We start from the raw sequence: 12,262 nt of genomic DNA on the forward strand, positions 1-12,262 counted from the left end.
AGAAATTAACGCCAGGGGCTATACGGGTAAATGGTACTCTGGTACGAAATATAATGTACCCCAAAAAAACAACAAATCCTAGCTGCTTTATTAACAAAAATCATAATAAATCATAGCGTCCCTTAACACCGAGTTTCTTATATATATTATTTGCATGGGACTTAACCGTGTTGATGGATATATTTAGTGCACTAGCAAGATCTTTGTAAGAGTAACCCAGCTTAAGCAGCTCCACGATTTCTCTCTCCTTTTTAGATAAAGCATGACAGCTTGCACCCTCTTTTTGTAAATCTATGGCTTGCATACTTCGCTTCAAACAGACAAAAAGAATGGGCGGCTTGAAGTCACAAGGTCTATTTCTCAAGTAATTTCTAATTTGCTCTTGATAAAAATGCTCAACAAAAGACGCTTTTACAATGCACGGCAGCCTGACACGTTCGTCTCGACATCGAGCTAACTCATACAGCGAGTAGAAATCAGGGGTGTTCCAAGCTTCTGATACCTGGTTATACTCGTAAACCGAGATGAGTTTTCTCTCAAACGCAACAAAGCTCTTAAAGGAGAACCGCTCTCTTGATACCTCGATTAGCATATTGCAGTACAAAGAGTATATCTGATAAAAACAGTTATCAGCAGATGATAAATAATCACGCTTAAAGCGAGTTATATATTTATCTATGGTGTGTAAACCTTTCCCTGCCCAAATTGAAGAAATGATAATAGCTACCGTTGTCATGTACTCCATTTTATGTGTTCGGTAAGGTAGTAGGGTGTATAATTCATACCGGCCCAATGCGGTCTCGTGACTATCACTCATTGCTGCACAAAGGATATTTAGGAAATAGCCATAATACAGGCTAATCCAACGCTTTCGCCTTTGGCATAAGGGAAGGAGGTTTTTTAGCAGATGTTGGCAATCATCAAATCGGCTAAGAAGAAATAATTCTTGGGCAGTTGATGTGAGTAAGTCAACTGCTTCTTCGTCATCAATGTCAATTTTATCAAGCTGATACTTTTCAAAAAACAAATCAGCACTGAGTGTTTCACCGTGCTCTAGCCGACGCACGATATGATACAAGACTATTTCACCATAGCTACTGGAGTCTGGGTTATGATTACCGAAAAAAACGTTATAACATAGCTTAGCTTGTTCAAACTTCCCAAACACAAGATATATTTTAATCGCTTTGACGAGCACTCTCTTTTCTAAATTGAAACCTTGCCGCATCAGCCTGTTCACTAAGAACAGTGGCGTTTCACTTAAGTTAAGATCAATCATCACCTGTAAGATCACACTCACGTAATGATTCACATTACTCTCATGCTTCAGTAAGGTTTCATATAATCGATTTACTCCTTCTTTAGGTAACACACTTAAAAACCTGAAGACTCTATCATCATTATCGATGATCGATAGAATTGTTTGCCAGTCAAGATCCGATAGTTCTCTCCCTAAATAACAGTACTCATGTCCATTTTCTCTAATGATATCCTTTTCATTAGATAATTTTTCTTTGACAACATCCCTATAAGGGAAAGCGCAACGATCTAAAACGTCGTAAGTAATAACCCTACTCAACTTAAAGGCTAGTAACAGCTCTTCTTCAATTTCAGACATTACATACTCTCAATGATTATTCGATGGTCACACTGAGTATCGCCTTAAATTGGGCAACAACTTACTCAGACTCACACGACTTTTCGTAGCCAACGAACATTACCATTAGTAACACTTTAATCAATAGTACCTAAGTACTATTAACTTCTGGCTTATATTAACCTCAATGCATAAGAGCGGTACCCAGTACCGCTCTTCACTCCTTGTCTTTAGGCGCAAAACCTACGCTCGTGTCAATTGCGTCATTTCTTCGCGAACCTGCGGTACGGTTAAGCCAACAATAATTTGAAAGCTATCACCATTACGTACCATGTTTACTGCACCATGCTCTTGAAAATATTGCGTTTCCGCTACTTTTTCTGGCTCATGTACCTTGATACGTAACCGCGTGGCACAATTGGTGAGCAAGGCTATATTATCTTTGCCTCCTAACCCTTCAATAAACGCGCTCGCTTGTCCACCGTCAATCACACCGCTCGATGAATCACTCTGTTGCGCGCCCTTATAGTCGGCTTTGGTATAAAGCTTCGCCTCTGCGCTACCTCGACCAGGGGTGGGAATATCAAACTTCAAAATCAGCGCGCGGAACACCACAAAGTAGATGGCGGTAAAACTCAGACCGATAAGCACTTGTGCAATATATGTAGTGCCATGCAAGCTGCCTAGTGGTAGCCAATTTTGAAAAATAAAGTCGATAAGTCCGGTTTGAAAGTTACCTGAGACACCAAACCAATAGGCAATGGTTGCCATGGTAGCTGCCAGTACCGCGTGGAGTGCAAACAATGCCGGCGCGATGAACAGGAAGGTAAACTCAATCGGCTCAGTGATCCCAGTAAGAATGGCCGTCAATGCCGCACCGAGTACTAAACCGAGCACCATTTTCTTGTTTTCTGGTTTCGCGGTTGCGTAAAGGGCCATAGCAATACCTGTACAGCCAAAGACTTTCCCCATCCCAGTCAACATCAAGCCACCTTGTGGGAACTGTTCAGTTAAAGGCGCAGGGTTACTGGCAAAGTTTTGGATATTTTGAATCCAATGCGCCACCGTGCCGCCATCCACCGCGACGGGTCCATAGAATACGGGGCCATAGACAAAGTGATGCAAACCCGTTGGGATCATAATTCGCTCAAGGAAAGTGAACATCCATACCCCGAACGATCCAGCACCAACTAAAAAGGTTTGTAGATTATTAATGCCGTGCTGAATACTTGGCCAAGTAAAACAGGTGATAATCGCCATGAGTACCATGATGGGGAAACTCACAATAACCACCAAAGGTGTGCCACCAAATACCGCCGCCCAGTTTGGCAGTTTTTTGTCGAAGAAGCGGTTGTGAACCCAAACGGAGAGGCTAGCAATTACGATGGCGCCCAATAGGTTAGTATCCAAAGTAAGTATACCGCCCACATCAGTAAGCCCACGCTCACCCTCCACATAGTTCACCCCAAGCTCAGGTCCCCAGAACTGTAAAATGCCACCAATCACATAATTAAAGGTGATGTATGACACCAGTGTGGCAAGCACTGCGCGCCCAGATGCAGATTTTGCTAGTGCTATCGGTAACCCTACCGCAAACACCAAGGCCATATTTTTAAACACCGCCAACGAGGCTTGGAGAAGGATCGTTGACACTTTTACCCATGCACTGCCTTCCACTGCCCAAGGAAATAGATCTTGGTTGAGCAGCATCACCGATAAGCCTAATAACATACCGGCTGCAGGAAAGAGGAGCACAGGGACAAACATTGCTGCGCCAAAGCGCTGGATCATATCTTTCATGATGATCGCTCCCAGATGTTGGCCCCAGATGGTCTCTGGGGCATCGTATTATTAATGAAATTGAGGTAGATAGTCGCTGTTCACACGTAAGAGCTCATCGACGATTTGCTGCGCTTTTGGCACATCCACAACGGTGCGATTAAGCGTGAGCGCGTTGACCAGTGTTTGTCGATCCCCGCTAAACCATGCATCCACGACCAGCTTTTCGTAGCCGAGTTGGCCTTCGATCAGTGCTTTTTGGAATGTAGGGATGGTGCCAACGGCAAAGCGTTTCGGGCCGTCATTGGTTAACGCGGCCGGAACTTCAACCATGGCATCATTCTGAATATTTGGGATCGCGCCATCATTCGGTACGATAACCAGATAGGTCTCACCACGGTTATAGGCCAAGGAGGCCGCTACACGCACCATATAGCGTCCATGGATATCTGCATGAAGATGCTCATTCGCGGTAGTGCCCGCGGCAATGATGCGCTCATTCAGGCTAAACACTCGCTTTTCTCGACCATTGATCACTTGGCGCGCACGCGTATTAGCAATATCTTCTTTTTCCACCATTTTTTCTGGATATAAGTAGTATTGCAGGTAAGTATTGGGTAAATACTGCGGATTGTCTTTTAGCATGGTTTGCATGTTCTTGAACGTTGCTTGCCATGAAGGGTCATCAGCAATTTCTGGATCAACGGCACTGATCCCCTCTTCCAAAATGATGCGTTTAATCTCATCGGTCAGGTCGACACCTTCTCGGTTTCGTACCTTGGTAAACCATCCAAAGTGATTCAGCCCAAAGTATTCCGGCACCAAGTCCCAGATTTCGCAGCCGAGTAATTGCGCATAACTCACCATAATGGCAGCGGGCATGTCGCAGATGTTTAGAATGCGGTTGTCATGAGGAAACTCTCGCTGTAAGGCTTCAGCGACAATGGCTGCAGGATTGGTATAGTTTAAAATCCAAGCATCCGGAGCAAAGTGACGGATGTCATTCACGAGAGTGATCATGTCACCAATCGAGCGTAGTCCATACGCCATGCCGCCCGCGCCGCACGTTTCTTGTCCCACACAACCGTAAAACAATGGGATCTGCTCATCACGCTCACGCATCGGTAACCCACCCGTGCGGATCTGAATAAAGAAGAAATCGGCATCTGAAAATGCGGTTTCTTTATCCGTGGTATAAACGAACTCCTCGACCTCAGGATAGGCCTCGCGCAGTAAGATTTCTGTTGCTTTGGCGTTTGAAGCTTGTCTTTGTTCATCAATGTCGTAGAAGGTGATTTTGCTTAGCGGAAATGCTTCTTTTTCAGCAATCAAGCTATTGATCATCCCCAATGTATAGGTGCTTCCACCCCCGACGATAGTGAGCTTTTGTGGTTTCATCATCGTGTCTCCTCTTAATATGTATCTTTAATGTATTACATAAGTAATACTTTAAGAATACACAAAAGAGCATTTATTGATCTAAAGCACAATGAAAATCTATTTATGTACTTCAAATGTATTATCGATCACAGTTTGTTATGATGGGGAATGCAGCCAAAAGGAGCCGACATGTTGAAACCTCGCTACATGCAAATAGCCGATTTACTCACTGAGCAGATTAAAGATGGCACCCTGACACCAGGCGCGATGATGCCGACTGAGGCCACGCTACAGGCTACCTATGACGTCAGCCGCGTCACGATACGTAAGGCGATGAAGGTGTTGGTTGATAATGATCTCCTCTACCGTGTCCGAGGTAGCGGCAGTTATGTAAAAGCACCTAAAGCACAGCACAACGCCTTTCAACTGATGGGCTTTATCGAAGAAGTCTCAGCGCAAGGCAAAACACCCAGCTCAAAAGTGATCGCATTTGAAACGTCACCTTGCAGCCACACCATTGCCAGCAAGTTAAACGTGGAGGAAGGGACGTTGATTTATGAAATACAACGTCTTCGTTTGATTGATGGCGAGCCAGAAATCCTTGAGTGCACGTACCTGCCGGTGGCCATGTTTACCGATCTCAGTATCGAAGTGATGCAAACATCGAAGTACGACTATATCGAGCGACATAAGGGGATGCAGATCGCGAAAAGTCGCCAATGTGTCTGGCCAGATAGCACGTCAACCTCACTCGCCGCCCTCCTCAACACCCGTGAAAATTCGCCCATATTACGGGTCGAATCAGTCAGCGAGCTTGTCGACGGGACACCGTTTGAATATACAGTGAACTACTTTCGCTTATACCAGTACAGCTTTGAATTCATCGCTCACCGCCAAACACAACAATGATCCATTTCCTCGAGACGTCTCGGTTGCGTTGTTGAGTATGAGGTGTAGTCTGACCGAGTTACCTTACTTCGACGGAATATCTGATGAGAACAAAAGCAGATAGATGGCGCCATGCTATCGGTTTTGAATTAACGGGCTTGATCTTAGTGGTGTTAGGGCTCAATTGGATCCTTGGCGCAGGCATCGGTCATCTTGGGATCATGGGGGCGATTTTTTCTGTGCTTGCCACCCTTTGGAATTATGTCTACAACATTGGCTTTGATAAAGCGATGCTGGCTTGGCGGGGCTCAGTGCTCAAAACCTTACCGCTGCGTCTGCTGCATGCGGTGATCTTTGAAGCCGGTCTGCTGGTCGCAACCATCCCCTTTATCATGTGGTGGCTGTCGATGAGCTTTTGGCAAGCACTCAGTATGGATATTGGGCTCGTGGTATTTTATCTGGTATATGCGTTTGTTTATAACTGGCTGTACGACTATCTGTTTCCGATCCCAAATACGCAATCCCAGCAGGGCTGAGTCTGCCAGCCCTGAGCGTCACTCGTACAAAGATTTACTGACGGAAGGTACGCGGCGAGGGGATCAAGTTGTGTTTGTTCAATAGCCGATACATGGTCGCACGTGACACACCGAGCTCTTTGGCCGCGGCCGATACTTGTCCCTTATTTTCTTCAAGGACGGCGATCAGCGCGTCTCTTTCAGACTCTTCACGGATTTTACGTAAGCTTTGTTTATAATCCCCCTGACGGGGCAGATCTAAGTGCTCCGCTTCAATCACCAGATGATCGGCCAACAATACTGCCCGTTTCACCTGATTAATGAGCTCGCGCACATTACCCGGCCACGAGTAACTGCTTAACACACGCTTGGCCTCATCGGAAAAGGTCCTCGCCTGTGTGTTGTATTGACGTGCAAACTTAAGCAAAAAATATTCTGCCAAATCAGGCACATCTGGCTGACGGTCTTTTAATGAAGGCATATTAATGCGCAGTACGTTTAACCGGTAATACAGATCCTCACGAAAAAGCCCCTCAGCCACGCGTTTTTCCAAATCCATGTGGGTCGAGGCAATCACCCGCACATCCAAGTCATGCTCATATTTATCATGACTGATATCCAAGGTGCCCTCTTGCAATAAGTGCAATAAGTGCCCTTGTAGATGCAGCGGCAGATCACCAATCTCATCAAAAAAGAGAGTACCTTTATGGCATTGACGAATTTTGCCATGCGAGTGCTCGTCTCCCAATAACGCCTGCTGCATTTGTTCATCCGCAAGCGCTGAGCATTTAATCGACTCAAATCGCGCCTTCGCACGGGTTGATGCATGATGAACCGCTTGCGCTACCAACTCCTTACCTGTGCCGCTCTCACCGGCTATCAATACAGACACGTCGGTTGGCGCAACACGCCTGACCTGGTCACGCAACTTTTTCATCGCGGGGCTGGCGCCTTCCAAACCCATATCGCTATGATCGCCAAGTTGCGGCCATACTTGTCGCTCAAGGCGCAACATGCCCAATTGGTGACCAATGGTACTCATCAATTGCGAGTTCGGGACAGGCGAGGTGAAGTAATCAATACAAAAGCTGACAATAAACTGACAGATCGCTTCGTTATTAAGTTGGTTTTCTCTTACTAAGGCTAACCAGCGCACCTGTTTGTTGCGATTAACCAGTGACGCCACCCCATTGAGGCTGAAGTCATCATGACTTAAATCGACAATACCTATACAGGGGCCGATATCTTGTAGCAATGACTGCGCGGCTCGCAAATCATAACAGCGATGACAATGCCAACCAGCTTGCTCAAGGGTCGCTAACCAAGGCTCATATGTCCCGCCAACAACGACGAGTGAGCTCAAGGTTTTGTCATTCCCCGAATCGAATCCCATAACACCTGCCTTACATCCAGTCTGTCTTTTTTGCCAGCGAATCAAGCCCCTATTATAAAGAAGGGCAAGTTCTAATCTGTCTCAATAAAGAGACATACGATGGGTTGTAATACGGATAATTGTAGCCAAATATCTGAAAAAGCCAGATAAAATATCGCAGGTTTATGAAAAGACAATGACGCAAGGCGCAAAAAAAGCGGCTCAATGAGCCGCTTGTTCTGTGGTCTGTCCAGTGTTAACTGCCTTGCTGTGGGCGCATGGCTGGGAACAAAATCACATCGCGAATCGTATGCGTGTTGGTGAATAACATCACCAATCGGTCAATACCAATTCCTTGTCCCGCCGTCGGTGGCAAACCATGCTCGAGTGCGTTGATATAATCCGCATCGTAGTACATAGCCTCATCATCACCGGCATCTTTGGCATCGACCTGAGCTTTGAAACGTTCATCTTGGTCTTCTGCGTCGTTAAGCTCCGAGAAGCCATTTGCCACTTCACGCCCACCGACGAAGAATTCAAAACGGTCGGTCACAAACGGGTTATCATCATTGCGACGCGCCAGCGGTGAAATATCGGCCGGATATTCGGTGATAAAGGTTGGCTGAATCAACTGTGGTTCAGCCGTCTCACCAAAGATCTCTTCCAGCAACTGCCCAGTCGTCCAGAATGACTCAACACTGATCTTGAGTGATTTCGCTATCGAGGCAAGGTGGTCACGATCTTGTACCGTCTCATACGTCAGCGCCTGAATATCAGCATGATCAGGGTTATATTGCTTGATAGCATCGAGCATGGTCATTCGCGGATAAGGCCCCGCGAAATTAATTTCATGCTCACCATAAGGCAACACAGACTGCCCCATCACGTCCAGCGCGACGCGAGAGAGCATGTCTTCCGTAAGATCCATCAGATCATTGTAATCGGCATACGCCATATAGAATTCCATCATCGTGAATTCTGGATTATGACGCGGTGAGAGCCCTTCATTACGGAAGTTACGGTTCACTTCAAACACACGCTCAAAGCCGCCGACAACCAAACGCTTTAAGTAAAGCTCTGGCGCCACACGTAAGTACATGTCGATATCAAGCGCATTATGGTGGGTGGTAAACGGACGCGCGGTCGCACCGCCTGGGATGACGTGCATCATCGGCGTTTCCACTTCCATAAAGTGTTTTTCCACCATGTAATTACGGATGGCGGTGACCACATTAGAGCGTACCTGGAAGGCGTGACGCGACTCTTCGTTGACAATCAGATCGACATAACGCTGACGATAGCGCAGCTCTTGGTCGGCCAGCCCATGAAATTTTTCCGGTAGCGGACGTAGGGCTTTCGTCAGCAGCTGGTAGCGCTCCATGTTGACATACAGATCGCCTTTTCCAGATTTATGTAGCGCACCGTGCACACCAATGATGTCACCGATATCTAAACCTTGGTACTCGGCTTTCAACGCCTTTTGCACGTCTTTTGACGCATAGGCTTGAATACGGCCCGAAACATCTTGCACCACCATAAATGGGCCACGTTTAGCCATGATGCGGCCCGCGATGGTCACTTTATGGTCAAGTGTTTCAAGTTCCGCTTTTTCTTTCTCGCCAAATTCAGCTTGCAAGTCAGCCGCTAGATGCTCACGACGGAAATCATTAGGATGGCCGTTTGCCTTGCAGTTTTCACGAATGTGAGTGAGCTTGGCGCGACGCTCGGCAATCAGCTTATTTTCATCTGGTAACTGGTCAGTCATAGAAAACCCTTTACATTAATTCGTCATTACAGGCCAGATTTGAGGCTGGCTTCAATAAATTTGTCCAAGTCGCCGTCGAGAACGGCCTGCGTGTTGCGGTTTTCAATACCGGTACGCAAGTCTTTGATGCGCGAATCATCTAATACGTAGGAGCGGATCTGACTGCCCCAACCGATATCTGATTTGGCGTCTTCGTTGGCTTGTTTTTCCGCGTTTTGCTTTTGTAGTTCAAGCTCAAACAACTTCGCACGCAGCTGTTTCATCGCTTGATCTTTGTTTTTATGCTGTGAGCGATCGTTTTGGCACTGCACCACGGTGTTGGTCGGCACGTGGGTGATCCGAACCGCTGACTCGGTGGTGTTAACGTGCTGCCCACCCGCGCCAGAGGCACGGTACACATCAATCCGCAAATCTGATGGATTAATATCGATATCAATGTTGTCATCGATTTCCGGATACACAAACGCCGAGGCAAACGAGGTATGGCGACGGCCCCCCGAGTCGAAAGGCGATTTACGCACAAGACGATGAACGCCCGTTTCAGTACGTAACCAGCCGTAGGCGTATTCACCGGTGATGCGTACTGTGGCAGACTTTAATCCAGCCACATCCCCTTCAGAGACTTCAATCACATCGGCTTTAAAGCCTTTCGCATCCGCCCAGCGCAAGTACATGCGGAGCATCATGTTGGTCCAATCTTGCGCTTCGGTACCGCCTGACCCAGCTTGCAGGTCAATATAGCAATCAGACGCATCGTGCTCACCAGAAAACATGCGGCGGAATTCTAGCTTGGTTAGCTTGGCTTCAAGCTCCACCAGCTCAGGTTCCACTTCGTCGAAGGTTTCTTGATCGTCTTCTTCGACCGCAAGCATCAACAATTCGTTGACGTCTTCGCCGCCTTGAGTCAGTTGATCAATGGTTTCCACCACCGCTTCTAGTGAGGCGCGCTCTTTCCCTAGCGCTTGCGCACGTTGCGGCTCATTCCACACGTCCGGTTGTTCTAACTCGGCATTAACTTCTTCTAGACGCTCTTTCTTGGCATCATAGTCAAAGATACCCCCGAAGGACATCGGTACGTTCGGCGATATCGGCGAGGCGGTTTTTGATTGGATTAATCTCAAACATGGTCAAGCATCTTCATTGTTAGCGGAAATTTAACCGCCGAATTTTAGCGAATTGTCGCGCCAATAAACAGGGCGTGATGGAAAAAGCCGCACATTTAAGCGGCTTCAAGGTGAGAGATGATCAACTGAGCGCTACGGTTTCCGCGAAACTCATTTATATCGAGGCGGTAAACGAGCCGTAGCGTCTTGGTGCTGGGATCGGGCCAGCGACGCAAATCAACATTAAAGGCAATGGCGTCAATCATGGTGCCACCGCCCTCGGGCTCGACCATCAATTTTAAGTGTTTTCCGCCCACCAGTTTTTGCTGCAGCACCTTAAAAATGCCATCGAACTGCGGCTCTGGGAAGCCTTGCCCCCAAGGGCCGCCTGCTTGAATGATTTCTGCTGTCTCTAACCCCAGTTCGTGACTTTGTAAGGGACCATCACTTAACAAGACACCTTTTAAGTCGTCCTCACTGATCTGCTCACGTACTTGGCTATCAAACTGCTTGGCGAACGTATCAAACTGTGCTTCGTCGATGGTCAATCCGGCCGCCATGGCATGGCCGCCAAACTTTTTAATTAATCCAGGGTTTAAGGTATCAATCCGATCCAATGTATCGCGCATATGCAAACCAGGAATCGAACGCGCTGAGCCTTTTATCAGTCCATCACCACCATCGGCAAACGCAATCACAGGGCGGTGAAATTGATCTTTTAAGCGCGAGGCGAGGATCCCTATCACTCCCTGGTGCCAATCTCGCTGAAAAAGTGCCAGCCCCACCGGCAACTCACGCTCAGACTGCTCGGCAATCAAGCGCTCACACCAAGCCACGGCTTCTTGCTTCATTCCTTGCTCAATGTCTTTGCGGGTTTGATTGAGCGCATCCAACTCAGACGCCATGCGTCTGGCAGCATGAATGTTGTCGCATAGCAACAACTCAACCCCAAATGCCATGTCATCCAAACGCCCCGCGGCATTGATCCTCGGCCCCAATGCAAACCCGAAATCACTAGCGACAAGCGTGGCCATGTTGCGATTGGCAACCTCGATCAACGCTTGGATCCCTGGGCGGCAACGTCCGGCGCGGATCCGCTGTAAGCCCTGGTGAACCAGGATACGGTTGTTACTGTCCAAGGCCACCACATCGGCGACCGTGCCCAGCGCCACCAAATCCAGCAAGTCGGCTAAGTTAGGGACGGTCAGTCCCTGCTGCTCAAACCACCCTTGGTCACGTAAATGCGCGCGCAGCGCCAGCATCAAATAAAAAGCAACCCCGACACCGGCAAGTGCCTTCGACGGAAAACCACAGTCATCAAGGTTAGGATTCACCATGGCATCGGCATTGGGCAATGCTTCTCCTGGGAGGTGGTGGTCAGTCACCACCACTTGCATGCCTAACGCTTTGGCGCGCGCCACACCCGTCAGCGATGACACCCCGTTGTCCACGGTCATGATAAGCTCTGCTCCCCGCTCAGCGGCTTGATCGACCACCTCTGGGCTTAAGCCGTACCCATCGTCAAAGCGGTTTGGCACCAAGTAATCGACGCGGGTGGCGCCCATCATGCGTAAGGCTTTGACGGAGAGTGCTGACGATGTCGCGCCATCGGCGTCGAAGTCACCCACAATCAAGATGGATTGATGAGCCTTTAGCGCCTCAGCCAGCAAGCTCACCGCGGTGTCGATCCCCGTTAACGCTTGATATTGATGCAATCCAGCCACACTTCGATTGAGCTCGCTGTCTGCTTGTAAGCCGCGGTTGGCGTATAAACGCTGCAGTAACGGCGGAATCGCATCGCTGAATGCCGGCGTAACCGACGGCGTACGTCTTTTTATTTCTATCATGAAGTTGTCACCAGTT

The 12,262-nt window shown here is 48.0% G+C and carries 9 protein-coding genes; 2 read left to right on the plus strand and 7 right to left on the minus strand.

All coding sequences use genetic code 11. From position 1 onward, the window contains the following. Positions 1-100: 100 nt before the first annotated feature. The 3 genes from EHW58_RS10950 to EHW58_RS10960 all read right to left on the minus strand — a co-directional run bounded on the left by EHW58_RS10950 (position 101) and on the right by EHW58_RS10960 (position 4,777). Positions 101-1,618 (minus strand): helix-turn-helix transcriptional regulator, encoded by a 1,518-nt coding sequence (locus EHW58_RS10950; RefSeq protein WP_152796380.1) that lies wholly within the window; start codon positions 1,616-1,618, stop codon positions 101-103. 222 nt (positions 1,619-1,840) lie between these two features. Beyond that, positions 1,841-3,397 (minus strand): alpha-glucoside-specific PTS transporter subunit IIBC, encoded by a 1,557-nt coding sequence (locus EHW58_RS10955; RefSeq protein ID WP_077639110.1) that lies wholly within the window; start codon positions 3,395-3,397, stop codon positions 1,841-1,843. Between the two features lie 51 nt (positions 3,398-3,448). Next, positions 3,449-4,777 (minus strand): 6-phospho-alpha-glucosidase, encoded by a 1,329-nt coding sequence (locus EHW58_RS10960; protein WP_227986311.1) that lies wholly within the window; start codon positions 4,775-4,777, stop codon positions 3,449-3,451. A 168-nt stretch (positions 4,778-4,945) separates the two neighbouring features. On the opposite strand from EHW58_RS10960, the gene EHW58_RS10965 reads away from it, so the two are divergent. Both EHW58_RS10965 and EHW58_RS10970 read left to right on the plus strand, forming a co-directional pair. After that, on the plus strand, positions 4,946-5,665 hold the full coding sequence (locus EHW58_RS10965; RefSeq protein WP_152796381.1) for a GntR family transcriptional regulator: 720 nt from the start codon (positions 4,946-4,948) through the stop codon (positions 5,663-5,665). Positions 5,666-5,748: 83 nt separating this feature from the next. Further along, positions 5,749-6,180: a PACE efflux transporter gene (locus EHW58_RS10970; protein ID WP_077639111.1), complete on the plus strand. Its 432-nt coding sequence runs from the start codon at positions 5,749-5,751 to the stop codon at positions 6,178-6,180. A gap of 34 nt (positions 6,181-6,214) precedes the next feature. Here EHW58_RS10970 and EHW58_RS10975 read toward each other — a convergent pair whose 3' ends face one another. The 4 genes from EHW58_RS10975 to recJ form a co-directional block, all read right to left on the minus strand. Beyond that, complete coding sequence (locus EHW58_RS10975) at positions 6,215-7,552, minus strand: sigma-54 dependent transcriptional regulator (RefSeq protein ID WP_046075082.1); 1,338 nt, start codon at positions 7,550-7,552, stop codon at positions 6,215-6,217. A 235-nt stretch (positions 7,553-7,787) separates the two neighbouring features. After that, positions 7,788-9,296: a lysine--tRNA ligase gene (lysS, locus tag EHW58_RS10980; RefSeq protein ID WP_046075081.1), complete on the minus strand. Its 1,509-nt coding sequence runs from the start codon at positions 9,294-9,296 to the stop codon at positions 7,788-7,790. A gap of 26 nt (positions 9,297-9,322) precedes the next feature. Next, positions 9,323-10,421, minus strand: a protein-coding gene (gene prfB, locus EHW58_RS10985) for a peptide chain release factor 2 (RefSeq protein WP_101494515.1) whose coding sequence is annotated in 2 segments (ribosomal slippage) — positions 9,323-10,345 and positions 10,347-10,421 — 1,098 coding nt in all. Because the reading frame shifts where the segments join, the coding sequence is not laid out codon by codon here. 94 nt (positions 10,422-10,515) lie between these two features. Continuing rightward, positions 10,516-12,246, minus strand: a complete 1,731-nt coding sequence (gene recJ / locus EHW58_RS10990; RefSeq protein WP_152796384.1) for a single-stranded-DNA-specific exonuclease RecJ — start codon at positions 12,244-12,246, stop codon at positions 10,516-10,518. Positions 12,247-12,262: the final 16 nt, after the last annotated feature.

It is taken from the genome of Salinivibrio sp. VYel1 (assembly GCF_009377945.1).
Classification (GTDB): Bacteria; Pseudomonadota; Gammaproteobacteria; order Enterobacterales; family Vibrionaceae; genus Salinivibrio; species Salinivibrio siamensis.

Excerpts from the sequence above, each read along its gene's own strand:
- lysS (WP_046075081.1), bottom strand. The coding sequence starts at position 9,296 with ATGACTGACCAGTTACCAGATGAAAATAAGCTGATTGCCGAGCGTCGC.
- EHW58_RS10955 (WP_077639110.1), bottom strand. The coding sequence starts at position 3,397 with ATGAAAGATATGATCCAGCGCTTTGGCGCAGCAATGTTTGTCCCTGTG.
- recJ (WP_152796384.1), bottom strand. The coding sequence starts at position 12,246 with ATGATAGAAATAAAAAGACGTACGCCGTCGGTTACGCCGGCATTCAGC.
- EHW58_RS10975 (WP_046075082.1), bottom strand. The coding sequence starts at position 7,552 with ATGGGATTCGATTCGGGGAATGACAAAACCTTGAGCTCACTCGTCGTT.
- EHW58_RS10950 (WP_152796380.1), bottom strand. The coding sequence starts at position 1,618 with ATGTCTGAAATTGAAGAAGAGCTGTTACTAGCCTTTAAGTTGAGTAGG.
- EHW58_RS10965 (WP_152796381.1), top strand. The coding sequence starts at position 4,946 with ATGTTGAAACCTCGCTACATGCAAATAGCCGATTTACTCACTGAGCAG.
- EHW58_RS10960 (WP_227986311.1), bottom strand. The coding sequence starts at position 4,777 with ATGATGAAACCACAAAAGCTCACTATCGTCGGGGGTGGAAGCACCTAT.
- EHW58_RS10970 (WP_077639111.1), top strand. The coding sequence starts at position 5,749 with ATGAGAACAAAAGCAGATAGATGGCGCCATGCTATCGGTTTTGAATTA.